This window comes from Streptomyces sp. NPDC017943, assembly GCF_044328425.1.
Lineage (GTDB): Bacteria > Actinomycetota > Actinomycetes > Streptomycetales > Streptomycetaceae > Streptomyces > Streptomyces djakartensis_A.
This window is the reverse complement of the sequence record NZ_JBIRHH010000007.1, coordinates 412,963-438,168: the sequence shown is the minus strand read 5'-3', so window position 1 is coordinate 438,168 and position 25,206 is coordinate 412,963. Positions and strand designations below refer to the sequence as shown.

Genomic DNA, 25,206 nt, shown 5'->3' with positions numbered 1-25,206 from the left:
GAAGATGTGGTCTTGGCACGGGTGAACGGCAGTTGAACGACACGTCCGCGCGGGGCCGTCAGTGGCAGGGTGAGCAGCATGAACGGTCGTGACCTGGTGCGTTCGGTGAGAGCGGTGGCTTCGGTGGGGGCGGCGCAGGGTGTGCGTACCGTACGGGCAGCGTGGCGCAGGCGGCGCGTCGACGCCACCGGGCTGCCGCCGCGGGGGGCGGAGCGGGCCCGGGTGCCCGGGACCGTGCGGGACGTGGAGCCGGGCCCCGGGGGCGGTGTCGTCCGGTTCGGCCGGTCGGAGCTGCGGGTCCTGGTGGCGGTCAACGGTGCCGTCTTCCTCGGCTGGGACGGGGCGGGGCCGGAGCCGTCGTACGCACTGGCCGGGCGGTGCCCGCAGCCGGACCCGCGGGCGGTGCTGGAGCCGGACACCGACGGCGGCTGGCGGGTGGTGGCGGAGCGGGTGACGGTCGTGGTGTCGCGGCACGGGGCGGTGGAGGTGCAGACGCCCGGTGGGGTGCTGCTGCGGCGTGATCTGCCGCCGCGCTGGTGGGAACCGGTCGGCGGTGGTCCCGCCCGGTGGGCGCAGCGGTCGGAGGTGGCCGCCGACGCCCGGTTCTTCGGGCTGGGCGGACGCGCCTCGGGTCCCCGGCTCCGGGACGGGAGGTACCGGCTGTGGAACACCGATCCCGGCCGTCCGTTCACGCCGGCCGACGATCCGCTGCACCTGACCATGCCGGTGCAGCTGGTGGTGGCCGACGGCGGGTCGCATCTGGTGTTGCACGACAACGCGTGGGACGGCACGGTCACCCTGCGGGAGGGCGAGGAGGGCGCGGGGTCCGGCCACGACCGGGCCGGGACGAGCGAGCTGCGGGTGCAGGGCGGTCCCTTGCGCTGCTGGGTGACGGTGGGCACCCCCGCGCGCGTGCTGCTCGCCTGGGCGTCGCTCACCGGGGCGCCCGCGCTGCCGCCGGCGTGGGCGCTGGGCCACCAGCACGCGCGCGGGGGGTCAGGCGGCGAGGAGGAGGTGCGGCGGGTCGTCGCGGGCCATCTGGAGCACGGGCTGCCGCTGGACGCCGTGCACCTGGACGTCGACCACCTGGACGCCCACCAGATGTTCACCGTCGACCCGGACCGCTTCCCGAAGCTGCCCGTGCTGGCCGAGGAGCTGCGCCGGGACGGCGTCCGGTTGGTGTCGGTCGTCGAACCGGCCGTGCCGGCACGGCCCGGCAACGCCGTGTACGACGCGGGCGCGGCCGGGGACGTGTTCGTACGGGACGCGGCCGGTGAGGTCGTGGAGGGCGTGGCTCGGGCCGGGGAGGCGGTGTTCCCGGACTTCACGCACGCGCGCGTGCGGGAGTGGTGGGGCGGTCTGTACGAAGAGCGGCTGGCCCAGGGCTTCTCCGGCTTCTGGCACGGCATGGACGAGCCGACCTCGTTCACCGCCTTCGGGGAGACCACCCTGCCGCGGTCGGCGCGGCACTCCCTGGAGGGGCGCGGCGGCGACCACCGCGAGGCGCACAACGTGTACGCCCTGTGCATGGCCAGGGCCGGTTTCGAGGCGCTGCTGGGGCTGGCACCGGACGAGCGGCCGTTCCTGTTCTCCCGGTCCGGCTGGGCCGGGATGCAGCGTTACGGCGGGGCGTGGTCGGGGGACGTGGCCACCGGCTGGCCCGGGCTGCGGGCGTCCCTGGCGCTGGTGCTGGGGCTGGGGCTGTGCGGTGTGCCGTACTCGGGGCCGGACATCGGCGGTTCCGGGGCGGAGCCGTCGCCCGAGCTGTATCTGCGGTGGTTCCAGCTGGGTGCCTTCCTGCCGCTGTTCCGCACCCGCACGGGGCGGCGGGAGCCGTGGGAGTTCGGTCCCGAGGTACTGGAGCACGCGCGCGTGGCGCTGCTGGAACGGCGCCGGCTGCTGCCGTACTTCGTGACGCTGGCGCATCTGGCCCGGCGGACCGGGGCGCCCTATGTGCGGCCCCTGTGGTGGAGCGCGCCGGAGGATCGGGGGCTGCGGGACTGCGGGGACGCCTTCCTGCTGGGCGACTGCCTGCTGGTGGCTCCGGTGCTGGAGCCGGGTACGGACCGGCGCGCCGTGCAGCTGCCGCGCGGGCGCTGGTACGACGTGGTGACCGAGGAGGCGTACGAAGGGCCGGGACGGGTGTGCGTCGACGCGCCGCTGTCCCGGATCCCGGTGCTGGCCCGCGCGGGTGCCGTGCTGCCGGTGCGCGGGGTGGACGGCGGGCTGGAACTGGAGGTGTGGGCGCCCGCCCGGGGGCGCACCGGCGGCGGGCTGGTCGTGCCGGACGGGGGCGACGGGTGGGACGAGCCGGAGATCCGGCGCTGTACCGCGCGGTGGGTGGGCCCGCGGGTGGTCGTCGAGTGGCAGGGCGGGGAGGGCGGGGGTGAGCCGCCCTTCCCGGTGCGGGTGCGCGGGGCCGGGGACCGGCGGGGTCAGTAACGGCCCTCGAACCAGGCGCGTACGGCCAGGGTGTGCAGGGGGAAGGCCAGTTCCTGCGGCCTGCGCAGGAGGTGCCAGCCCGCCGTCTCGTCCGTGGCGGCGGAGACCGGCAGTCCTTCCGCCGGGCGTGCCGGAAGGAGACCGAACAGCAGCAGGTGCCCGTCGGGTGAGCTCATGGCGTCGGCGAGCCGTACGTCACGGCCGGCGGCGTCGATACCCGTCTCCTCCTTCAGTTCGCGGACGACGGCGTGCCGCCAGTCCTCCCGGTGGTCGACGAACCCGCCGGGCAGGGCGATGCCCCCGCGCGCGGGTGCGACGGTCCGGGTGATGACGACCAGAGCGGTGCCCTGGGTGTCGTACACGGGCTGGAGGGCCACCGCCACGGGGAGTGGATTGCGGTAGGCGACGGCCCCGCACGCCGGGCAGGTGCGGGGCCAGCCGGAGACGCCCTCTCCGTAGGGCGCGCCGCAGCTCGAACAGTGGGAGTCCGGCGCGGAGTTGGGAACGGAGTGCTGAGTTTCGGACACGCGGCGGACTGTAGCCGATCACGCGGAGGGCGGTGCGGGCGGGCGGCTCAACGGAGGCCGGGGAGCGACCTGCTGGACACGGGGAAGTCGAAGTAGGTGTCGGGGTAGGGCTCGGGCTTGAAGGTGTAGTGCCACCACTCCTCGGCGAGGTTCACGAAGCCGAGACCTTCGAGGGTGGACTTGAGCAGCAGCCGGTTGGCGCGCTGGGGACCCTGGATCCGCGGGTCGAGGGTGTGCGAGAGGGTGTCGAAGCAGTCGAAGCCGGTGCCCATGTCGACCGAGTTGTCGGGGAACCGCTCGCGTCGGGGTGCGAAGCACGGGACGAGGTGTTCGCCGGGATGGTAGGGCCGGGTCGGCCGCGCGGGCAGCCGGACGAGGGTGACGTCGAGGGTCGATCCGCGGCTGTGGCCGGATTTCTCAGCGATGTAGCCGTCGGCGAAGAGCCGGGTCTTGTCGACGTTCGGGTAGAACTCGCCCTTCATGGCCTCGTCGTCGAGGTCCTCGGCCCAGCGGACGAAGTGGTCGACCGCGCGCTGCGGCCGGTAGCAGTCGTAGACCTTGAGGGTGTAGCCCCGGCGCAGGAGCCGGCGCTGGGCTTGATGGAGGGCCTCGGCGGCGGGCCGGGTGAGGATGCACAGGGGCCGGCGGTAGCCGTCGATGCGCTCGCCCACGAAGTTGTGCGCGGTGGCGTAGCGCATCTCCTGGAGGATGGTCGGATCCACACTGCGAAGGGCGACGAAGTCCTTGGGTGCCCGGGGTTCGGGCCGGGCCTGGGCGGGGGCGGTGGCGGCGGTGGCCGCCAGCAGCGCCGCGACCGCGGTGATCAGGGCGCGTGCCACGGTGGTGAGTCGTGTCATGGCCCTTGCGTCTACCAGGGGTGGGCGGACGGTGGGAAGGAGGAGCCCGGAAACGGCCGGCTGCGGGCGACAGACCGCTTTCGTGCCGCCCTGCCTCCTGCGGTTGAGAAACCTCCAGGTCAGGTGGATCCTGGACCTGAGCAAGCGACGAGTCGGTGGGGCTGGGAGTCGCCGGCGGCGACGCTCGGCCGTGGCCGGATACCGCAGAGCCGCCCGGTCCAGCCAGGGCCGTGCGGACCCCGACACACGCGACCAGCGCGACCTGCGAACAGACCTGAACAGCGACCCGACCGGGCACCGCCCGGGCCGACGACCGGCCGCTCGGCCCGGCCGTCGCCCGGCAGTCGCCAGGCGGCCGTCACCGTTGCGGTCGGCGACCTTGACGCCCTCCGGGTGCCGGTGAACACTTCCGGTGTCAGTCGACATCCGCGTCCAAAGGCGGCGCAATCCGGCATGGCGGCGCATGGTGCGCCGGCGCCAGGGCCCCTTCCCCCACGGGCGGTTCGGCTGCGACGGCACGCTCGTCACGGATGCCGGGCGGGGCGCGGGATCTCCCTGCCTCCGGCGGAAGTAGCCATGGGAAACGCACCCTGCACGTGAGGCCCGGGCGGTCCGTCCCGGGTCACGGCCTAGGAGCCGCCATGAGTAACGGAGACATCTTCTTCGGCGAGTTGATCGGTACGGCGATCCTCATCCTGTTCGGCGCCGGCGTGTGCGCCGCCGTCACCCTCAGGTTCTCGAAGGCCCGGGCCTCCGGGTGGATCGTGATCGCGTTCGGCTGGGGTTTCGCCGTGCTGGCCGGCGCGTACACCGCCGCACCGCTCTCCGGTGGGCACCTGAATCCCGCCGTCACCCTGGGCCTCGCCGTGGACACCGGGGTGTGGGACAAGGTCTGGATCTACATCCTGGGGCAGATGGCCGGTGCCATGCTCGGAGCCGTCCTGGCCTACCTGGTGTACTTCGCGCAGTTCCAGGCGAACACGCGCAAGGGCGGCACCACCGAGGGAACGGTCGACGAACCGGTCCCGACGCTCGGCATCTTCTCCACGATCCCCGAGATCCGTAACCCGGTGGCCAACCTGATCACCGAGATCCTCGCGACGATCGCCCTGGTACTGCCGCTGCTCGCCCTGGTGGGCAGCAACCGGCACGTCGAGGGCATAGGCATCGGGCAGATCGTCGGCCAGTCCGAGGGCATCTACGGGTCCGGTATCGCGATCATGCTGGTCGCCTTCCTGGTCGTCGGCATCGGCCTCTCCCTGGGCGGTCCCACCGGCTACGCCATCAACCCGGCGCGCGACCTGGGGCCCCGCATCATCCACTCCATCCTGCCGATCCCGAACAAGGGCACCTCCGACTGGGGCTACTCGTGGATCCCGGTCGTCGGCCCGCTGATCGGCGGACTGCTGGGTGGCGTCATCTACAACGCAGCCTTCTGAACCAGCCCGAGAGGTAGCCATGACGGACAACGCCGCGAAGTACGTCGCCGCCATCGACCAGGGCACCACGTCGAGCCGCTGCATCGTCTTCGACGAGGCCGGCGCCATCGTCGCCGTGGACCAGCGCGAGCACCGGCAGATCTTCCCCAAACCGGGCTGGGTGGAGCACGACGCCACCGAGATCTGGTCCAAGACGCAGGCGGTCGTGGCCGGGGCGCTGGCCAAGGCCGGGCTGCGGGCCGGCCAGTTGAGCGCCATGGGCATCACCAACCAGCGCGAGACGACCCTCCTGTGGGACCGCACCACGGGCAAGCCGGTGCACAACGCCATCGTCTGGCAGGACACCCGGACGGCGGCGCTGTGCCGGCAGCTGGGCGGCTCCGACGGGCAGGACCGTTTCCGCGAGCAGACGGGGCTGCCGCTGGCGACCTACTTCTCCGGGCCCAAGGCCGCCTGGCTGCTGGAGAACGTGCCCGACCTGCGGGCACGGGCCGAGCGCGGGAAGATCGCCTTCGGGACGATGGACTCCTGGCTGATCTGGAACCTCACCGGCGGCACGGACGGCGGGCAGCACGTCACCGACGTGACCAACGCCGGACGCACCATGCTGATGAACCTGGAGACCCTCCAGTGGGACTCCTCGATCCTCTCGGCGATGAACATCCCGGAGGCCATGCTGCCGGAGATCCGCTCCTCGGCCGAGGTGTACGGGACCGCCGTCGGCCAGCTGTCCGGTGTGCCCGTGGCCTCCGCCCTCGGCGACCAGCAGGCCGCGGTCTTCGGCCAGGCCTGCTACGACGTGGGCACGGCGAAGAACACCTACGGCACGGGCAGCTTCCTGCTGCTGAACACGGGCAACCGCCCGGTGCCGTCGAAGAGCGGCCTGCTGACGACCATGGGCTACAAGATCGGCAACGAGGCGCCGGTGTACTGCCTGGAGGGGTCGATCGCCATCACGGGCGCGCTGGTGCAGTGGTTCCGCGACCAGCTCGGCATCATCCGCACCGCCGACGAGATCGAGCCTCTCGCGGCCAGCGTGGAGGACAACGGCGGGGCGTACATCGTTCCGGCGTTCTCCGGGCTGTTCGCGCCGTACTGGCGCTCCGACGCGCGGGGTGTCGTCACCGGTCTGACCCGGTACGTCACCAAGGCGCACCTGGCGCGGGCGGTGCTGGAGGCCACGAGCTGGCAGACGCGCGAGGTCGTGGACGCCATGTACCAGGACTCCGGGGTGCAGATCACCACCCTGAAGGTCGACGGCGGCATGACGAAGAACAACCTGCTGATGCAGCACCAGGCGGACGTGCTGGACGTGCCGGTGGTGCGGCCCAAGGTCTCCGAGACGACCTGCCTGGGCGCCGCGTACGCGGCCGGTCTCGCCACGGGCGTGTGGAACGACCTGGACGAGCTGAAGGCGCACTGGCAGAAGGACGTCGAGTGGACGCCGTCGATGGAGGCGTCCGTGCGGGACCGCGAGTACCACAACTGGCGCAAGGCCGTGGAGAAGAGCTTCGGCTGGGAGGAGAGCGACGACGACTAGCCACACGCGCGTGGCCCGGCCGTCCGTCCCTGTGGGATCACCGCCCGGGGGCTCCTCCCCGGGCGGGGGTCTCAGGTGGTGACCGCGCGGCGGTGCTCGGCAGCCTGGGCCATGGCGTGCTGGACGACGCCGATGAGCGTCTCCTTGACCGACTCCCGGTCGCGGGCGTCGCACATCAGCAGCGGCACGTCGTCGTCGAGGTCGAGGGCCCGGCGGACGTCCTCGACCGGGTAACGAGGGGCGCCCTGGAAGCAGTTGACGCCGACGACGAAGGGGATCGAGCGCCGCTCGAAGTAGTCGACGGCGGCGAAGCAGTCCTCCAGGCGGCGCGTGTCGGCCAGGACGACGGCCCCGAGGGCGCCCTCGGAGAGCTCGTCCCACATGAACCAGAACCGCTCCTGGCCGGGCGTGCCGAAGAGGTACAGCACGAGGTCCTCGCGGAGGGTGATGCGGCCGAAGTCCATGGCCACGGTCGTGGTGTGCTTGTCCTCCACACCGCTGACGTCGTCCACGGGACGCCCGGCCTCGGTGAGCAGTTCCTCGGTGCGCAGTGGTCGGATCTCGCTCACCGCGCCGACGAGCGTGGTCTTGCCCACGCCGAATCCGCCGGCCACCAGGATCTTGAGCGTGACGGGCTCGACCGGGGGCTTGCCACGCTCGGAACGCCCGAAGATCATCGGTCTTCTCTCCAGCTCGATGGGGGTCTCACAGGGCCCGCAGACCGCTGATCACGTCGCGCAGGATGCTCTCGTCCGGCAGCTCGGCCGGGGGCACGGGCCGGTTCACGTGGACGAACCGCGCGTCCACGAGGTCACCGACGAGGACCCGTACGACCCCGATCGGCAGGTCGAGTTCCGCTGCGAGTTCGGCGACCGACTGCGGGTCCTCACGGCACAGTTCGACGATGTCCACGTGCTCCGGGGAGAGCATGTGGTCGGCTTCCGGGTCGTCCGCCTGCGGCTCCGCGACCACGACCGCGATCAGGTCCAGCCGGTGCTGGCCCTGGCTGCTGGTGCGGCCGCGGGTCATGGCGTACGGGCGGACGACCGGTCCGGCCTCGTCGTCGAACCAGTGCTTTCTTCCCTGACCGTCAGCGCTCATGTCATCCCACTACCCGCCTGCGGGCAGATCGGTGCGTGGGGCGGCGCCCAGATGCACACCCACGCGCTTGACGAGGAGTGTCATCTCGTAGGCGACCTGGCCGACGTCCGAGTCGGCGTCCGAGAGGACGGCCAGGCAGCTGCCGTCGCCGGCGGCGGTCACGAACAGGAAGGCGTCGTCGAGCTCGACGACGGTCTGGCGGACGTTGCCGGCCTCGAAGTGGCGGCCCACGCCTTTGGCGAGACTGTGGAATCCGGAGGCCACGGCCGCCAGGTGCTCGCTGTCCTCCCGGGTCAGGTCCTTGGAGACCCCGGTCGGCAGTCCGTCGCCGGAGAGGACGAGTGCCTTGCGGATGCTCGCGACCCGGTCCACCAGGTCGTCGAGGAGCCAGTTCAGCTCGCCCTTGTCGGTCGCGGTGTGGCCGGTCGGCTTCGGTGCGGTCATCGACCGTCCCCCTCTGTCGTTCCTTGCGGTGCTGTGCCGCCGTCGGCGGCGTCGCCCGCGGCGTTCTCCTGACGGCCGCGCTGCCAGCCGCGCTGGAGCGAGGCCATACGGCTGCGTACTTCCTCGGCGTCCCGCTCGGCGGGCCCGGCCCCGTCCTCCGCGCGGGGCTCGGCGCTCCGCTTGAGCTGCGGGGCGAGGCTGGCCTGCCGGACCCGGCGGGGCAGGGGCGTGGCGCCCGGGACGTCGCCCGTGCCGGGCACGTCCCGCGTGCCGCGGGTGTCCCCGCCGTCGGCGGCGGGGCCGGTGGGTGCGGCGGGGTCCGGGCGGCGGGCGCGCCGGGGCAGGGCGGACGGTTCGGACCGGTCGCCCGGGGCCGGAGCCGGTGCCACGGCGGGGTCCTCGCCCCGGGCCGCCGCGCCGATGCCCCGGCGGGCGGGGTCCGCGCCCCGGCGGCGGGCCGGCAGCGGCGGCGGCGTGTCCGGCTGCGCCTCGCCGCGCGGGCCGTCGGTGCGGCGCCGCGCGGGCAGGGCCGTCGCGGGGTCGTTCCGGCTCGCACCGGGGTCGTCGTCGGTCCGGACGCGCCGGGGGCGCTGGTCGGTGACGGGACGGCCGTGGGAACTGACCAGCTTGGGGGTGTGCCGGCGGGACAGCGGGACGGGGGCGGCCAGTTCGCCGCCGACGTCGGTGCGCTCCCGCGCCGCCCGGGCGTCGGCGCCCTGCGGGTGCGGATCGGCAGTCCCGTCCGCGAGGTCGTCCTCGGCCCGGACGAGGGAGTGGCGGCGGGGCCGGAACAGACCGCCCTGTTCGCCGTCCTCGTCGTCCAGGGCACCGGGGAAGCCGTCGAGGCCGACGGGCGCCTCCAGTTCGATCGGCCCGTCCAGCAGGGAGGCCGGCAGGCCCGGCCGCTGCGCGGAGGCCGGGGAAAGCGCCCCGCGCCGCGCGTCCTGCGGTTCGCTCTCGGGGGCGATCCGGGGGCGGTCGAGCCGGAACCCCAGGCCGTTGGTGTCGGGCACGTCGTCCGTCAGCAGCGCGTCGGGGATGAACACGACGGCGGTCGTACCGCCGTACGGCGAGGGCTGCAGGGAGACGCGGACGTTCTGCCGCTGGGCGAGGCGGCTGACCACGAACAGGCCGAGCCGGTCGGTGTCGGACAGTTCGAACTCGGGTGTCTCGGCGAGCCGGAGGTTGGCGTCCAGCAGCGCCTCGGCGGCCATGCCGAGGCCGCGGTCGTGGATCTCCAGGGTGAAGCCGTTGGCGACGCGCTCGCCGACCACCTGCACGGCGGTGTGCGGCGGGGAGAACACCGTGGCGTTCTCCAGGAGTTCCGCCACCAGGTGCGTGAGGTCGGCGACGGCCGGGCCGGTGACGGCGATCCGGGGCAGCCGGCGCACCTCGATGCGCTCGTAGTCCTCGACCTCGGCGACGGCGGCCCGGACGACGTCCATGAGCTGGACGGGCTTGCGCCACTGGCGGGAGGGCGCGGCGCCGGAGAGGATCACCAGGCCCTCGGCGTGCCGCCGCATGCGGGTCGTCAGGTGGTCCAGGCGGAACAGGTCGGCGAGTTCCTCGGTGTCCTCGGTGCGGCGCTCCATCGCGTCGAGCAGGGTGAGCTGCTTGTGCAGCAGGACCTGGCTGCGGCGGGCGAGGTTGACGAACACCTCGGAGACACCGGCGCGCAGTTCGGCCTGTTTGACGGCGGCCTCGACGGCGGCGCGCTGGAGGGTGTTGAGGGCCTGGCCGACCTCCCCCATCTCGTTCTTGTCGTACTCCAGGCGCGGCACTTCGGTCTCGACGTCGACCTGTTCGCCCGCCGAGAGGCGGCGCATCACGCTGGGCAGGCGCACGCCGGACGCCTCGTGCGCCTCCAGCCGGAGCTGGCGCAGGTCGCGGATGAGGGAGCGGCCGACGCGCACCGACAGGAACAGGGAGAGCAGCAGGGCGATCAGGCCGAGCGCGCCCGCGATGACGGCCTTGGCAATGACGCCCACGGCCACGGGGTGCACGCGGTCCTGATAGCGGTCGTTGGCCTGGTCGTTGAGGGTGGCGAGCTCGTCCAGCACGTGGCCGGCCGCGCTGTCCCAGCTCTTGGCGGTGACACCGCGGGGCGTTCCGGCGCCCGGTTCGAGGGCGGCTTCCTCCGCGACGCGCAGCGGGGCGGAGGAAGCGTTTTTCCAGAAGCGGTCGTAGCGGTCGCGTTCGGCGACCGGCAGCAGCTGGAGGTTGACGTCGTACATCAGGGCGCGCTGGGCGACGAGGTCGGAGACGTCGCGGCTCTCCGCGCGGGAGATCCGGCCGACGACGAGGGCGGAGCCGAGCAGGGCGTCCTCGCGGGAGAGCAGTTCGCGGGCGCGGGCGAGGTTGACCAGGGCGCGGTACTGCTTGTCGAGTTCGATGTTGTCGACGACGTGCAGATTGGTGAGCAGGACGTAGCAGGGGTCGACCAGCCGGTTGTAGAGGTCGAGGGCCTGCGCGCGGTCGACGGTGCCGTCCTCGACGCTGCGGCGCAGCGAGTCGATGCCCTCGAAGGCGTCCAGCACCGCGGTCAGCCGCTCGCGGGTGTCCGCGCCCATCGCGTCGCGCACGTCCGGGTCGCGGGCGTTGCCGCGGATGGCGGCGACGGCCTCGTCGGTCGCGGTGCGGCTGCGCCGCAGTGCGGCGAGCCCGTCGGAGGCCCGGGGGTCGGCCAGGTGGACCAGGGTCTGACGGCGTTCTTCCTGGAGGACGCGGACGGTGTCCTCGATCGGGTACCCGATCTCCTCCACCACGGTCGACACCTGGAACAGGTCGCTCGCCTCACGCCCCGTGAGGATCGTGGCGAAGGCCCAGATCGCGGTCAGGGACACCAGCGGCACGAGAAGCAGCGCCACGATCTTCCGGCGGATGGACTTCCCGCGAAAGCGCATGGCCTCCCCCAGCTCGGCCCCCGGGGCTACCGGGGGTACACGTGTGCGTCAACAAACGGCGCGAGCCTACTACCGCTGCGGCGGGAACTCGAAGACCGGCCCGGAGGCCGAAGTTCCCCACCCCGTGCCCGGCATGGGGAGTTGTCCGGCCATTGCGGGAGTTGTCTCCCCGGAAGCGGCGGCGACGGCGCGGGCCATCCCCCCACTCGGCCAAGGTGGTTGGCCGGAATTTTTCGGTTCCGGGAATCTTCGTGACGGGTCGTTCGTCCTTCTCTACGTGAATTGGGGACGGAATCGGCCGCTGAGGCCGCATCCCGGACCCGGGCGGCGTAATACAGCGCAAGCCGGGCAGCCACTGGGGAGTACGTGTCTTCGGATGCGGGTGAGAGGGCTGCCGGCGGTGGGGAGTGACACGGTGATGGGCACGGCGGAACGGCGCGAGGCGCCCGAGGTCGCAAGGGCGCAGGTGACGGGGCATCCGGACCCCGGACTGATCGATCGCGACGATCCGGTCACGGCTGCCGGGACGGCGGCGTCCGGCACCGGCACCCGTGCCGGGGAACGGACCCGGGAAGCACCCGGCCAGTCCGCCTACCGGCCGCTGTGGGTCGAGGAGCCGGCGCGGCGGCGCAGGTTGCCGGATCCGGTCCGCACGGCGGCCGTCCGGGCGGTGCTGCTCATAGCCGTGACGCTGCTTCAGGCCATGGTGGCGTTCCTGTGCACCATGGCCGGCTCCTGGCTCGCGTTCCCCATGGTGATCAGCAGTGTGGTCAGCACGATCGCGGCCACCTGGGGAGCCCTCGACGTGTGGGTGACGCGCCAGGTCTGGAACCAGCGCCACGGCGTGGTCTCCGTACCGAGCAGCACGGCACGGGCGCTGCGGCGGGAGCGGCGCCTGGCCCGGCGCCGGGCGCGCGTCGCCGAGCGGGCCCAGGGGCGGATACGCCGACGCGGTGCGGCGGCCGGGCAGTTGTCGCATTCGTGAACTGGCGGGCCGTCCACGGCCGGCTCCCCGCCGGTGTTTCGCACCCTCGGGGAGCCGTGCTTCGACCGCGCGACCGGCGGGGCCGGCCGCGCGGGTCCGGCCCCGCTAGGACGTCGTGGGCGCCGGCCGCTTGTACATGCGGGTCGCGGTGATCTCGCTGCGGACCGCCTCCCCCGCCTGGGGCTGCTGCGGCAGGCCCGGGCGGAGGTGTTCCTCGACGCTGATGTACTTCAGGCCCGCCCTGAGGTCGGCGTCGTTGCGCATCCGGATGACCAGCGGGAACTCGGCCAGCGCGGTCGTGTCGAACAGACCCGTGGTGTACAGCAGCTGCACGCCCAGGGCGTCCGACACCGCCCGCTGGAGCTCCAGCAGGTAGGTGGCGTTGGCACGGCCGATGGGGTTGTCGAGGAACAGCGTGCCCGCGTGCCGGTGCTTGTCGCGGCCGCGGTCGTTCGAACGCAGCGCGGCCATCGTGCAGTACAGGGCGATGGCGGCGGTCAGCAGCTGGCCGCCGGAGAAGACGTCGCCCATCTGCCCGACGGGGACGCGCTCGGCGCGCAGCACCGCGTCCGGCTTGAGGATCTCGACGGCGACGCCCTTGGGCTGCAGGGCCGCGGCGACACCCCGCAGCAGCAGCGACATGCCGTCGCGCCGCAGATCGGAGTTCTTCCGGACGGCGGCACGGGTCGCCTCGTCGACGACCTCGCCGAGCCGCTCGGTGAGGGTGGCCTGGTCGGGCTCCTCGAACCGGATGCGGAGGAACTCCTGGCCCGACCACTCGCCGAGCCCCTCCGGCAGCCGGGAGAGCCGCTGGGCGGAGCGCAGGGTGGCCAGCGCCGACTCGACCAGTCCGCGCAGCCGGTCCACGATCGACTCGCGGTTGCGTTCCAGCTGCTCCAGCTCGTCGGTGAGGACCCGCAGCCGGGGTGCGAAGGCGTCCGCCCACTTCTGGGCGTGCTCGGGCAGCGCGGACGCGGGCAGTTCGCGGATCTGCTGGCGGGCCGGGGTGCGGACCTGCTCGTAGCGCGTGGAGTTGGCGTGCCGGACGAGGACGTCACTGGCCTCCCGGACCGCGGCCTCGGCGGCCGAGAGGTCGGCGGCGCAGCCGCGCAGCGAGCGGCGGGCCTCGGCAGCGGACTGCCGGGCCTCCTCAAGGCTGCCCGGGTACGGTTCCGTCTCCTCCTGCTCCTCCTCGGTGCCGTGCTCGCGCAGCAGGTCGCGGAGCAGGGCGGCGAGCTCGTCGAAGCCGCTCGCCGCGTCCTCGGCGGCGCGGTGGGCGCCGAGGAGTTCGGCGTGGGCGTCGCGGGCGCGGTCCAGCGCCTCGGTGCGGGAGGCGAGTTCGGCCGTCGCCGTGCGCAGCAGGGTCTGGGCGTGCTCGGCGTCGCGCGGCTGGAGCTCCTCCGGCAGGTCGGTGTGGGTGTCGCCGTCCTGCGGGGCGAGGCGTTCGGCCTCTCCGCGCAGCCGGCCGAGCTGCTCGCTCGCGGTGGACATCCGCGTCTCCAGGAGCTGCACCAGCTCCTCGGCACGGGCGGCGGCGGCCTGGCGGCTGGGGCCGTCGGAGCCGTCGGGTGATTCGAGGAGCTGCTCCGCGCGCGTGCGGACCTTGTTGCTGAGCCGGTCGAGCTCCGCGCGGGCGGCGCTCTCGTCGCTCTCGGCGCGGGCCTGCTCGGCCCGCAGGTCGGCCCCGACACCGACCTTCTCGTACAGCTGGGAGGCGGCCCGGTAGGCCTCGCGCAGTGCGGGCAGGGACGCCTTCGGGGCGTGGGTGCCGTCCTCGGGCACGTCGTCCGGGGCGCCGGCGATCTCGGCGCGCTCGGCGCGCAGGGCGCGTGCGGTGCGGCGGGCGTCGTCGGCGGCGCGCTGGGCGCCGCGCCGGTCCTCGTCGGCGGCCCTCGCCCGGTCCAGGCAGGCCTGTGCGCCGGCTTCCGACTCGGCGGCCTCGTCGGCCAGTTCCCGCAGTTTCACCTGCCAGCCGGCGCGCTCGCGGAGCCGGAAGGCGAGACCGGCCAGGGCGTCGGCGGAGCGACGGGCCTTCTGGGCGGCCTCCTGCCGCTCGTCGCGGACCCGCGCGGCCTCCGCCGCGGCCTCGTCGGCCTCGGCCCGCACCGTGCGTGCCTCGGCCAGCTCGGCCTCCGACTCCTCGGCGAACGCGCGGGCGTCGTGCGCGGCGCGGGCCAGTTCGGCGAGTCGGCCGGCCGGGCAGCCGGTGCGCCAGGAGGCGAGCCGGGCGGCGAGCTCGCGGTCCTTGCCGAGCCGGGCGGCGAGCGTGCGGATCTCCTCGTCGCGCTCGGCCGCGCGGGCGCGCAGTGCCTGCCGTTCCTCGTCGGCGGCGTGCTCGTCGTGCATGGCGGGGTTCGGCGGGACGAGGAACACGCCACCGTCGTCGGTGTCCGGGGCGGGCGTCGGGGCGAGCAGGGCGGCGGCCGTGCCGACCGCGACGGCGGACCTCGGCAGGAGCGCCGCGTCGCCCAGGGCCTCCCGGGCGCGGGCGTGGGACCCCGGGTCGGTGATGATCACGCCGTCGACGAGTTCGGGGCGGGCGGCCAGGACGCGGGCGTGGTCCGCCGGGTCGACGGCCTGGGCCAGGTAGCGCCAGCCGGGCAGCGCGGGGATGCCGTGCTCGCCGAGGAACTCGACGGTGGCGAGCACGTCGGGGCCGGGCGGCAGCAGCCCGCCGTCACCGAGGGCGCCGAGGATGCGGGCGTCGTCGGCGGCGGCCGTCCGCAGGTCGAACAGCTGCCGTTCGGCGGAGGAGACGGCGTCGTCGAGCAGCTCGCGCAGGTCCTCGGCCGAGCGGTCGAGTTCCTCGGCGGTGAGGCCCTGCTCGCCCTGCGGAGCGGCGGGGGCGGGCTCGTGGTCGGCGCCGTGGCGGGGCTGCGGGATGCCCGGGCGGGCCTCGGGGGCCAGGCCGAGCAGGGCGGCGAGCCGCTCCTCCCCGGCCAGCGCCTCGGCGGTGCGGCGCTCGGCGTCGTAGGAGCGCTCCGCCGCGGTGGCCGCGTCGGCCGCGCGGGCGGCGGTCAGCTCCGCGCGGGACTCGGTGGCGGCGGCCTCGCGTGCGTGTTCGGCGGCGCGGCGGGCGGCCTCGCGGGCGGAGTCCCACGCGGCGACGGTGGTCTTCTCCGCGTCGCTGGCGGCGAGGGCCGCCCGGGCCGGGTCGGCGTCGGGCGCGCTGTCGTCGAGCCAGCCGGCCCGGACCGCCTCGGCGGTCTCCTGCTCGACCTCGGCGAGGCGCTGCTTGAGGTGCCCGATCTCGCTGCGGGCCCGCTGCGCCTGGGTGGCGGCGGCGGTGGAGTCGCGGTAGGCCGCGTCGCTGACCTCCTGGAGGGCCGCGGAGCGTCCCTCCTCCTCGTTGGCGAGGCCCTCGGCGCTCTCCGCGGCGGCGTGCAGGGCCCGTACGAGGTCGACGGCCGCCTTGGCGCGGGCAGCCAGCGCCGGGGCCGCGTCCCGCTCGGCCTCCTGGATCGCGGCGGACACGCGGGCGACGCGGTCGGAGGCCGCGCGGTGGCGCAGGACGGCTTCGGCGGCCTGCCATGCCGCGTACAGGGTGCGGGCGTCGGCCAGCTCGCGCTTCTGCGCGGCGGCGGACTTCTCGGCGGCGGCGAGCGCCAGGGAGGCGTGCCGGTAGGCGAGTTCGGCGGAGATCAGGGCGCTGCGTTCGCGGGCGGACTCGGCGTGCGTGACGGCGTACGCCGCGGCCGTGACGCGCTGGGCCAGGTCGGCGGCCCGGGCCCGTTCCCGTACGCCCCGGGCGGACAGCCGGCGGGCCAGGGTGCGCGTGCGGCGTTCGGCCCCGGCGTGGACGTCACGTGCGCGGGCGCGGGCGTCGGCGGCCTCGACGATCCGCCCGAGCAGGTCCACCGACCCGGCGGTGAAGTCCCGTTCGGCCATCAGCTCGGCGCGCCGGCCCAGCTTGTTGCCGAAGCCGCTGACCAGGTCGGCGAGGCCGTCGGTGTCGCGGGTGTCGGTGACGGCGCGCAGCAGCAGGTCGGTGAAGTCGGCGTCCTTCTTCACCGCGAAGAGGCCGGCGGCCTCGCCCTCGTCGGCGTTCATCTCCCGCTGGTAGCGGAACAGTTCGGGGTCGAGGCCGAGGTCGCCCAGGTGCTCGATCCAGCGGTCGTGGATCTCCTCCCAGTGCACCTCCAGGTGCGGGTAGGTCTTGCCGGCCTCGGTGAGGGCGTCGCGGAACCCCTTCATCGTGCGGCGCCGTCCGCGGGCGCCCGACTGGCCCTCGGCGGGGGCCCGTACGGCGGTGGACTCGGCGACGGGCAGGTTGTCCAGGCTCAGCCCCGGCCCGGGCCGGAAGGAGTACCAGGCCTCGGCGAACTTGCGCGGGTCGTTCGACACCTGCCGTCCGCGCCACTCGCTGACCTTGCCGACGACGACGCACTCGCCGGTCAGCACGTGCTGCCACTCCAGCGCGACGTGACCGCAGTCGTCGGCGAGGAGGAACTTGCGCAGCACGCCGGAGCTGGCGCCGCCCAGGGTGTTGCGGTGGCCCGGCAGCATCACGGAGAAGATCAGCTTGAGCAGTACGGACTTGCCGCCGCCGTTCTCCAGGAACAGCACGCCCGCGGGGGCGGGGCGGCGGGGCGGGCCGACGGGCTCCTCCTCGAAGAACTCCGCCTGCGTGGGCGCGGGGTCGGGCACGATGTCGCCCACGCCCCGCAGGTCGAGCACGGTGTCGGCGTACCGTGCGCCGGCGGGCCCGATGGAGTAGAGGCGGACCCGGGACAGCTCGTACATGGCGGACTCTCGTAAGTCTTCGTGAGTGGGGGGTGGGTGTCGGTCAGGAGGAGTGGAAGGGCAGTCCGGCGTCGGCGACCAGCTCCAGGTCGTCGCCCTCCTCGGGGGGCAGCAGCGTGGGGGTGCCGTCGGTGACGGGGACGATGCCCAGCTCCAGCAGTTCGGCGAGCGCGGCGCTGCCGGCCAGGTCGCGGACCTGGAGCTGGTAGCGGGCGGTGGTGCGGTAGGTGCCGCCGTTGTCGTCGCCGGTGCGCTGGAGGAAGCCCGAGTCGGTGAGGAACGCGACGGCCTTGGCGACGATGCCGGTGGTCGAGCCGGCGAGCCGGCGGGCGTCCTTGGTGGCGCCGGTGGCGCTGCGCCGGGCCCAGATCCGCCAGGCGGCCTCCAGGCCGGGCGCGTCGGTGACCGGGTCGGTGTTCTCGCCCTGCTCGGCGGCGCGTTCCTCCAGCCGGTGGCAGGCCTGGCGGACGAAGGCGTCGACGCCGTTGACGGTGACGCGGCCGATGTAGCCGTCGTCGGCGAGGTCCTCGGGACGCGGGAACGCCATGGCGGCGACGGCGAGATGGGCCAGTCCGTGCAGGAACCGGTCGCCGCCGTCGGCGGAGGTGCGACGCGCGTAGTCGCCCATGCGGACGGCGAACACCGAGTCCTCGGCGGCGGTCACGGCCATGCCGGCGCGCGGGGAGACCTCCAGCACGATGAGCCCGAGCCCGGTCGCCACGGCGTCGGCCAGCCGCGCGAACGGCGGGTCCTCGCGGTAGCGCCGCAGCAGGTCCGCGTACTCCTGGTCGCGGGCGGGCTGGAGCTTGGGCTGCAGTCCGAAGGACACGAGCCGCGCCGCGTCGGCGGCGTCGGCGGGGGTGACGGGGGCGGTGGCCGCGGGGGCCGGGCCGTCCGGCGCACTCCACTCGACGTGCTCGCTCACGGCGTGAACTCCTTGACCTGGTAGACGAGACGGGTTACGCCCTCAGGGGCGCGGCGAACTGCGCGGCCGGCCACGACGGCGCCGCGGCCGGCCACCGGGGGAGGCATCACGCGGCCTCCGTCCGGTCCGCCGCCATCCCCGCCGCGTCCAGCAGGGCGGTGCCGACGATCAGGTCCGCCCCGCCGAACTCCTCGTCCTCCAGCTCCGTGCCGTCGTCCACGGCGAACAGCAGCTTCTGCTCGCCCTGCCGGTAGGCGGTGCCGACCGGCGGGCTGGCCGCGTGCACGGCCAGCAGGGCGACCAGGTAGGGCAGGTCGGGGTCGCGGCGGCGGGCCTCGGCCAGCAGGCCCGACAGCCGGCGCGGCGCGTCGGCCGGCAGGTCGAGCAGCTCCTGCGCCGCTGCCATCTGCTCCTCGCTGAACCGGCTGTCGTCCGGGGTGGCGATGAGGTCCGGCTCGGGCATCTCGGCACCGAGGTGCTCCCGCTCGACGGGCGGCGTGAGCAGGATGTCGACCAGGTCGGTGACCCGGACGGACACGGGCGTGCGCAGCCCGGTGCCCCGGCCGAAGAAGGCGTCCGTGACCCGCACGGCCTGCTCCAGCGGCAGCGGCAGGACGGGCACGACGAGGTGCCCGTAGAGGTCCGTGCCGGATCCGGCCGCGGGCGTGGCGAAGGCCTGCCGGTCCTGCTCGGCGCGGAACAGGGGCCCGGCCTCCAGCAGCCGGGACTGCAGCTGGGTGTGGCGCCGGATGCAGTCCTTGACGATGTCGACGAGCTCGGCGGCGCGGCGCTTGTTCTCCGGGTCCTCGGACTCGTCCCGTGCCTTGCGGATGTTGGTGAGGATCGCGTTCTCGTGGCGGTAGCGGTCGGCGACGTGCTCCAGGGCCTCGGCGATCATGTCGGGCACGGCGGTGAGCCAGTCGACCGCGCGGACGTTGCGCCGGGTGGCCTCCAGGGCGCGGCGCAGGGTCTCGGAGTACTGCACGGTGCGGTAGCGGGCCTGCTCGGCGGCGAGCTGGGCGTCGGCGAGCCGGCCGCGGCTGATCAGCACCTCCAGCTTGACCTCGGCGGCGATCTGCGCGCTGGTGACGTCCGTGTCGAGGGCGCCGACGAGGACGTTGACCGCCTCGTCCGTCGTGCGGAGGTAGACGGTGCCGCCCGGGCCGGGGACCTCCTCGATCAGCTTGAAGTCGTAGTCGCGCCGCACGTACGTGCCGTCCGCGCCGAACGTGCCGTACACGGCGCGGAAGCCGCGGTCGACGCTGCCGACGTTGATCAGGTTCTCCAGGACCCAGCGGGCCACCCGCTCGTGTTCGGCGGCGGGACGCCGCGGGGCCTGCGCGGCGATGCGCGGGACGAGACGGGCGACGATCTGGTCGTGGTCGGCGCCGGTGTCGAAGTCCATGTTCAGGGTGACGAGGTCGATGGCCGCGAGGGCCACCTCCGCCATGCCGTACACCGAGTACTCACCCGCGAGGTTGGCCTTGCGCGCGTCCAGGTCGTGCAGGGGTGCGGTGCAGGCGAGCGCGCGCAGGCGCCGCGCCAGGCCCTCGTCGGCGGCCGGCCCCGGAGCGGGACGCGGCCCCGCGCTGAGCTGGGGCGGAACGCTGTCCGTCGATGCAGGCGAAGTCACGGTGCACAGACTAGGTCCTGTGTCTGACATCGGCCCAAACGACGCGGACGCCTCCCCTGCGGCCGGGGCGGCCGGGGCTCAGCCGTCGTCGCCGACCCGCCGCCGGTAGACCTCGACCACACGCCGGAGCGAGTCGTCGAGGTAACCGGCGAGGAGGCTCTCGGCCTTGTCGCGGTCGCCGTCCTGAAGTGCGCGCAGGATGGCGACATTTCGGGCGATGTACGGTTCGTGCAGGGGCTGCGGCTCGTCCACCACGTGGAAGGCCAGGCGCAGTTCGGCGAAGACGCTGCGCATCAGTTCGGCCGTGCGCTCGCTCCCCGACAGGGCGACCAGTTCCCGGTGGAAGTGGATGTTGGCCGTGCCCACCCCTTTCCAGTCACCCTCCCGGGCGGCGGCCTGCCCCTCCTCGACCGCGCCCGCGAGGCCGTCGAGGGGGTGGGGCGGGTCGCCGAGACCGCGCACGACGGCGCATTCGACGAGCCGGCGGGTGCGGTAGATGTCCTCGACGTCCTCCACGGTCAACACCCGGACGAAGACCCCCCGGTTCAACTCGTGGACGAGCAGGCGTTCGTGCGTGAGCAGCCGGAACGCCTCGCGCAGCGTGTTGCGCGAGACGCCGAGCGCGCCGCCGATGCTGTCCTCCGACAGCCGGGTGCCGGGCGGGAAGTAGCCCTCGGCGATGCGGCTCCTGAGGATGTCCGAGACGCGTTCCGCGGTGCTGGTGCGCCCAAGGAGGGCCCGGTCGTCGGCGAGGTCCTTCAACTGCTCTGCCATGCCGGAATTCAATCGCACATCCCAGGAACAACCAACATGGGTATTGAGGGATCGTTGAACAATCCTCTACGGTGCTCGACAAGGCGCCGCGGCCCCACCCCGGCGCCGACCGCTTCGCACGGCACGGCTCACTCCCGAAGCACCCTCCGTCCTCACTCTGCGAGGTGCCCATGAGCACGACCCCTCCACCGCAGGCACTGACCGACGACCCGCCCGGCAGGGCCGCCGGACCCGGCCCGGACGCCGGAGCGCTGGGCTGGCTGCGCGCCCTGGGCCCGCGCGGCCGCCGCGCCTTCGCCGGCGCCTTCGGCGGCTACGCCCTCGACTCGTACGACTACTTCACGCTCCCGCTGAGCATGGTCGCGCTGTCCGCGTACTTCGGCCTGGACAGCGGCCAGACGGGCCTGTTCACGACGGTCACCCTGGTCGTCTCGGCGGTCGGCGGCGCCCTCGCGGGCGTTCTCGCCGACCGGGTCGGCCGGGTCAAGGCGCTGATGATCACCGTGATCACGTACGCGGTGTTCACGGTCGCCTGCGGTTTCGCGCCCAACTACGAGACGCTGCTGGTCTTCCGCGCCCTGCAGGGCCTCGGCTTCGGCGGCGAGTGGGCGGTCGGCGCGATCCTGGTCGCCGAGTACGCGAGCGCCCGGAACCGGGGCCGCACGCTGGGTGCGGTGCAGAGCTCGTGGGCGGTGGGCTGGGGGCTCGCCGTGATCGTCTACACCGTGGTGTTCTCCCTGGCCGGTGACGACCTGGCCTGGCGGATCATGTTCTGGACCGGGGCGCTGCCGGCGTTGCTGGTGATCTGGCTGCGGCGCAGCGTCCACGACGCGCCCGAGGCGGCCGCCGCCCGTGAACAGAGCGCGGAGAAGGGGTCGTTCACGGCCATCTTCAAGCCGGGCCTGCTGCGGGTGACGCTGTTCGCGGGGCTGCTGTCGACCGGTGTGCAGGGCGGCTACTACACGCTGGCGACCTGGGTGCCGACGTACCTGAAGTCCGAGCGCGACCTGTCGGTCGTCGGTACCGGCGGCTATCTGACGTTCCTCATCTCCGGTGCCTTCATCGGCTACCTGACCGGTGGTTACCTCACGGACAAGCTGGGCCGGCGGCGCAACATCTGGCTCTTCGCGCTGCTGTCGGCGCTGTGCATCCTGGCGTACGCGAACATCCCCAGCGGCGCCAACACCCTGCTCCTGGTGCTGGGTTTCCCGCTCGGGTTCTGCATGTCGGCGATCTTCAGCGGCTTCGGCTCCTACCTGAGCGAGCTGTACCCGACGGCGGTGCGCGGTACCGGGCAGGGCTTCACGTACAACACCGGGCGCGCGGTGGGTGCCGTGTTCCCGACGACGGTGGGTTTCCTGGCGGACAGCTGGGGCGTGGGCGGCGCGCTGGTCTTCGGCGCGATCGGCTACGGCATCGCGGCACTGGCCCTGCTGGGCCTGCCGGAGACGCGCGGGACGGAGCTGACATGAACCGTGCGAGCACCGAGGACCGTCCCCTGCTCCTGGTCGACGAGCACGCGCGCGCGTGGAGCCCGGCAGCGGCCCGGGCCCGCTTCCGGGACGGCCTGACCGGGCCCACGGCCGGGGTCGCGGCGGGCCACACCCAGGTCAACCTGATCTCCGTGCCCGCCGACTGGGCCTACGACATGCTGCTGTTCTGCCAGCGCAACCCCAAGCCCTGCCCCGTCCTCGACGTCACCGACGCCGGCTCCTGGACGACCGTGCTGGCCGAGGGCGCCGATCTGCGCACGGACCTGCCGCGCTACCGGGTGTGGCGGGACGGCGAGCTGGTCGACGAGCCGACCGACGTGCGCGCCCACTGGCGGGACGATCTGGTGTCGTTCCTCATCGGGTGCAGCTTCACCTTCGAGGCGGCGCTGGGCGAGGCCGGCGTGCCGATCCGCCACGTCGAGCAGGGGCGCAACGTCCCGATGTACGTGACGAGCCGGCAGTGCCGGCCGGCGGGGCGGCTGCACGGCCCGCTGGTCGTGTCGATGCGGCCGGTGCCGCCGCGGCACCTGGCGGCGGCGATCCGGGAGACCAGCCTGCTGCCGGCGGTGCACGGCGCTCCCGTGCACTGCGGGGACCCCTCGGGGCTCGGCATCCGCGACGTGGGCCGTCCCGACTTCGGCGACCCGGTGGACGCGCAGCCGGACGACATCCCGGTGTTCTGGGCCTGCGGGGTGACCCCGCAGGCGGCCGTCATGGCCTCGCGCCCGCCGTTCGCCCTGACCCACGCCCCGGGGCAGATGTTCCTCACCGACGCCCGTGACGAGCAGTACCGCGTGCTCTGAGAGGAGACACTGGAACCATGGCCTGCATCGATCTGAACGCCGACCTGGGCGAGGGCTTCGGCCGCTGGCGGCTCACCGACGACGAAGGGCTGCTGTCCGTCGTCACCAGCGCCAACGTGGCCTGCGGCTTCCACGCCGGGGACCCGGTCACGATGCGCCGGGTGTGCGAGCTGGCGGCCGCGCGCGGGGTCCGGATCGGAGCGCAGGTCTCCTACCGGGACCTGGCCGGGTTCGGGCGGCGCGCGATGGACGTGCCGCCCGCCGAACTGGCCGCCGAAGTCGCCTACCAGATCGGCGCCCTGGAGGTGTTCGCCCGCGCGGCGGGCGCCCGCGTCGCCTACGTCAAACCGCACGGCGCGCTCTACAACAGGGTCGTGCACGACGAGGAGCAGGCCGCCGCCGTCGTCGACGGCGTGCTCCTCGCGGACGCCACCCTGCCGGTGCTGGGCCTGCCCGGTTCGCGCCTGCTGGACCTGGCCGCCAAGGCGGGACTCCCGGCCGTCACCGAGGCGTTCGCCGACCGCGCCTACACCGACGCCGGCACCCTGGTGCCGCGCACCGAGGAGGGTGCCGTGGTCAGCGACCCCGAGGAGGTCGTCGCGCGGTCGGTGGACCTGGCCCGGGCCGGCGGCGTCGTCGCCCGCTCGGGCACGCGCATCGAGGTACGCGCGCGTTCCCTCTGCCTGCACGGCGACACGCCCGGCGCGGTGGACCTGGCCCGTCGGGTCCGCCGGCGGCTGGAGGCGTCGGGGGTCGACGTGGAGGCCTTCGCATGAACGTGCTGCCCGCGGGCGAGGACGCCCTGCTCGTCGAGGTCTCCTCGGTCGACGAGGCCCAGGCCCTGCACGCCGAGCTGCTGCGCCGCCGCGCCGAGGGCTCGCTGTCCGCCCGCGAGATCGTGCCGGCGGCCCGTACGGTCCTGCTGGACGGCCTCGACTCCCCCGCCCGGCTGGCCGCCGAACTCACCGCCGCCGATCTGCCGCCCGCTCCCCCGCCCGCGCGCGAGGTGGTCCGCATCCCGGTGCGCTACGACGGCCCGGACCTGGCCGACGTCGCCGCGCACTGGGGCGTGCCCGAGGCGGAGGTCGCCCGCATCCACGCCGGGACGGAGTTCCGGGTCGCGTTCTGCGGTTTCGCCCCCGGCTTCGGCTACCTCACGGGGCTGCCGTCCCGCTACGACGTCCCGCGCCGCGCCACCCCGCGCACGGCCGTCCCGGCCGGGTCGGTGGCGCTGGCCGGGCCGTACACGGGCGTGTACCCGCGTTCCTCGCCCGGTGGCTGGCAGCTGATCGGCACCACCGACGCCGTGCTGTTCGACCACGCGCGCGTGCCGGCCGCGCTGCTCGCGCCGGGCACCCGCGTGCGGTTCGTCCCCGAGGCGGGGTCATGACCGACCGGGCGCTCGCCGTCGTACGGGCCGGGGCCCTCACGACCGTGCAGGACCTCGGCCGGCCCGGCCACGCCCACCTCGGCGTCCCGCGCTCCGGCGCCCTGGACCGTCCCGCGGCGGACCTCGTCAACCGGCTGACCGGGAACCCGCCCGGGGCGGCCGTGCTGGAGACGACCCTCGACGGCTGCGCGCTGCGGCCCCGCTCGGACGTCACCGTGGCCGTGGCCGGTGCGCCCTGCCGCGTCACGGTGGACGGCCGGCCCGCGGCCTGGGGCGCGCCGCTGCGCGTGCCCGCCGGCGCGCTGCTGGACATCGGCCGGGCCCTGACCGGCGTACGGACCTACGTGGGCGTCTGCGGGGGCGTCGCGGTCGAGCGCGTGCTCGGCAGCCGCTCGACCGACCTGCTGTCGGGGCTCGGTCCGCCGCCGCTCACGGACGGGGCGGTACTGCCCCTGGGACGGCCGACGGGCGTGCACGCGCGCGTGGACGTCGCCCCGCAGCCGGCGCCGCCGGCCGAACTGGTCCTCAGGGTGACGCCGGGGCCGCGCGACGACTGGTTCACGCCGCACGCCGTCCGCACCTTCCTCTCCCGCCCGTACCGGGTCTCCTCCGCGAGCAACCGCATCGGACTGCGCACGGAGGGGCCCGCCCTGGAGCATGCCCGGGCCGGGGAGCTGCCCAGCGAGGGGATGGTGCTGGGCGCCGTCCAGGTCCCGCCGGACGGCAGGCCGGTGGTGTTCCTGGCCGACCATCCGACCACGGGCGGCTACCCGGTGATCGCCGTGGTCCGCACGGCCGACCTCCCGGCCGCCGCCCAGGCGTCCCCCGGCACACCGGTCCGCTTCGTGGCGGTACGCCGCCGCTGAGTCGCCCGGGGCGAGGCCCGGCCCCCCGGGGTGGTCGAGGTCCTCACGGGGCGAGATGACCGACGGTCAACTCGTCATGAGCTCGGCGGCGCAGTGCCCGGCGAGGGCGTCCCGGACCTGCGGGGAGCCGGAGCGGTGCGGGGGCGACCGGGCACGACACGGGCGCGGGGGGGGGCCTGCCGCCGGACACGGGCCCGGGGCGACGCCACGGGAGGCGTTGCTGCGGTCGGCGGCGTGGCGTGTGATCGGGAGCGCGCAGGGGGCCGCGCCGTTCACATCAGGAGGGGCCAGGAAGCCACCGGACGGGCATCCGCGCGGCGTGCCGCGGCCCCGGTGTGGTG

Annotated in this window: 19 protein-coding genes; 9 read left to right on the top strand and 10 right to left on the bottom strand. The window is 74.2% G+C overall.

The window, feature by feature from the left end; all coding sequences use genetic code 11:
- The first annotated feature begins 78 nt into the window (after nt 1-78).
- Nucleotides 79-2,442 carry a glycoside hydrolase family 31 protein gene (locus ACH4C6_RS24850; RefSeq protein WP_398110780.1) on the top strand — a complete coding sequence of 788 codons (2,364 nt, stop codon included), beginning with the start codon at nt 79-81 and terminating at the stop codon, nt 2,440-2,442.
- Here ACH4C6_RS24850 and ACH4C6_RS24845 read toward each other — a convergent pair.
- Nucleotides 2,436-2,969, bottom strand: a complete 534-nt coding sequence (locus ACH4C6_RS24845; protein WP_398110779.1) for an NUDIX domain-containing protein — start codon at nt 2,967-2,969, stop codon at nt 2,436-2,438. The two genes, ACH4C6_RS24850 and ACH4C6_RS24845, sit on opposite strands and share 7 nt — an antisense overlap.
- Before the next feature lie 47 nt (nt 2,970-3,016).
- Nucleotides 3,017-3,826 carry a M15 family metallopeptidase gene (locus tag ACH4C6_RS24840; protein ID WP_398110778.1) on the bottom strand — a complete coding sequence of 270 codons (810 nt, stop codon included), beginning with the start codon at nt 3,824-3,826 and terminating at the stop codon, nt 3,017-3,019.
- A gap of 641 nt (nt 3,827-4,467) precedes the next feature.
- On the opposite strand from ACH4C6_RS24840, the gene ACH4C6_RS24835 reads away from it, so the two are divergent.
- Nucleotides 4,468-5,265 (top strand): MIP/aquaporin family protein, encoded by a 798-nt coding sequence (locus tag ACH4C6_RS24835; protein ID WP_398110777.1) that lies wholly within the window; start codon nt 4,468-4,470, stop codon nt 5,263-5,265.
- Nucleotides 5,266-5,284: 19 nt separating this feature from the next.
- Entirely contained in the window at nt 5,285-6,805 is a 1,521-nt protein-coding gene (gene glpK / locus ACH4C6_RS24830) for a glycerol kinase GlpK (protein WP_398110776.1), read from the top strand.
- Between the two features lie 71 nt (nt 6,806-6,876).
- On the opposite strand, the gene ACH4C6_RS24825 is transcribed toward glpK, so the two are convergent.
- From ACH4C6_RS24825 to ACH4C6_RS24810, 4 genes are read right to left on the bottom strand one after another with little or no spacing between them, the layout of a single operon-like run.
- Nucleotides 6,877-7,482 carry a GTP-binding protein gene (locus ACH4C6_RS24825; protein WP_398110775.1) on the bottom strand — a complete coding sequence of 202 codons (606 nt, stop codon included), beginning with the start codon at nt 7,480-7,482 and terminating at the stop codon, nt 6,877-6,879.
- 28 nt (nt 7,483-7,510) lie between these two features.
- The gene (locus tag ACH4C6_RS24820; RefSeq protein ID WP_398110774.1) at nt 7,511-7,906 is read right to left on the bottom strand and encodes a DUF742 domain-containing protein; all 396 of its coding nucleotides are present in this window, start codon (nt 7,904-7,906) and stop codon (nt 7,511-7,513) included.
- Between the two features lie 9 nt (nt 7,907-7,915).
- The gene (locus ACH4C6_RS24815; protein ID WP_369198626.1) at nt 7,916-8,350 is read right to left on the bottom strand and encodes a roadblock/LC7 domain-containing protein; all 435 of its coding nucleotides are present in this window, start codon (nt 8,348-8,350) and stop codon (nt 7,916-7,918) included.
- On the bottom strand, nt 8,347-11,253 hold the full coding sequence (locus tag ACH4C6_RS24810; RefSeq protein ID WP_398110773.1) for a nitrate- and nitrite sensing domain-containing protein: 2,907 nt from the start codon (nt 11,251-11,253) through the stop codon (nt 8,347-8,349). Before ACH4C6_RS24810 ends, ACH4C6_RS24815 begins: the two co-directional genes overlap by 4 nt.
- A 418-nt stretch (nt 11,254-11,671) precedes the next feature.
- Between ACH4C6_RS24810 and ACH4C6_RS24805 the strand changes: the two genes are divergently transcribed.
- Complete coding sequence (locus ACH4C6_RS24805) at nt 11,672-12,238, top strand: hypothetical protein (protein WP_398110772.1); 567 nt, start codon at nt 11,672-11,674, stop codon at nt 12,236-12,238.
- A 105-nt stretch (nt 12,239-12,343) separates the two neighbouring features.
- Here ACH4C6_RS24805 and ACH4C6_RS24800 read toward each other — a convergent pair whose 3' ends face one another.
- The 4 genes from ACH4C6_RS24800 to ACH4C6_RS24785 form a co-directional block, all read right to left on the bottom strand.
- Nucleotides 12,344-16,981, bottom strand: a complete 4,638-nt coding sequence (locus tag ACH4C6_RS24800; RefSeq protein ID WP_398110771.1) for a hypothetical protein — start codon at nt 16,979-16,981, stop codon at nt 12,344-12,346.
- A gap of 43 nt (nt 16,982-17,024) precedes the next feature.
- On the bottom strand, nt 17,025-17,906 hold the full coding sequence (locus tag ACH4C6_RS24795; protein ID WP_398110770.1) for a hypothetical protein: 882 nt from the start codon (nt 17,904-17,906) through the stop codon (nt 17,025-17,027).
- Nucleotides 17,907-18,012: 106 nt separating this feature from the next.
- Nucleotides 18,013-19,539, bottom strand: a complete 1,527-nt coding sequence (locus ACH4C6_RS24790) for a hypothetical protein (RefSeq protein ID WP_398110769.1) — start codon at nt 19,537-19,539, stop codon at nt 18,013-18,015.
- A 78-nt stretch (nt 19,540-19,617) separates the two neighbouring features.
- The gene (locus ACH4C6_RS24785; protein ID WP_398110768.1) at nt 19,618-20,313 is read right to left on the bottom strand and encodes a GntR family transcriptional regulator; all 696 of its coding nucleotides are present in this window, start codon (nt 20,311-20,313) and stop codon (nt 19,618-19,620) included.
- A 170-nt stretch (nt 20,314-20,483) separates the two neighbouring features.
- Here ACH4C6_RS24785 and ACH4C6_RS24780 point away from each other — a divergent pair, with 170 nt between their 5' ends.
- Genes ACH4C6_RS24780 through ACH4C6_RS24760 form a run of 5 tightly spaced genes read left to right on the top strand, consistent with a single transcriptional unit; the run spans nt 20,484 to nt 24,865 of the window.
- Nucleotides 20,484-21,785, top strand: coding sequence for an MFS transporter (locus tag ACH4C6_RS24780; RefSeq protein WP_398110767.1), 1,302 nt, complete (start codon nt 20,484-20,486; stop codon nt 21,783-21,785).
- Nucleotides 21,782-22,609, top strand: coding sequence for a putative hydro-lyase (locus ACH4C6_RS24775; RefSeq protein ID WP_398110766.1), 828 nt, complete (start codon nt 21,782-21,784; stop codon nt 22,607-22,609). Before ACH4C6_RS24780 ends, ACH4C6_RS24775 begins: the two co-directional genes overlap by 4 nt.
- 17 nt (nt 22,610-22,626) lie before the next feature.
- Nucleotides 22,627-23,385: a LamB/YcsF family protein gene (locus ACH4C6_RS24770; protein ID WP_398110765.1), complete on the top strand. Its 759-nt coding sequence runs from the start codon at nt 22,627-22,629 to the stop codon at nt 23,383-23,385.
- Complete coding sequence (locus tag ACH4C6_RS24765; RefSeq protein ID WP_398110764.1) at nt 23,382-23,999, top strand: allophanate hydrolase subunit 1; 618 nt, start codon at nt 23,382-23,384, stop codon at nt 23,997-23,999. Before ACH4C6_RS24770 ends, ACH4C6_RS24765 begins: the two co-directional genes overlap by 4 nt.
- Entirely contained in the window at nt 23,996-24,865 is an 870-nt protein-coding gene (locus ACH4C6_RS24760) for a biotin-dependent carboxyltransferase family protein (protein ID WP_398110763.1), read from the top strand. Before ACH4C6_RS24765 ends, ACH4C6_RS24760 begins: the two co-directional genes overlap by 4 nt.
- Nucleotides 24,866-25,206 lie beyond the last annotated feature (341 nt).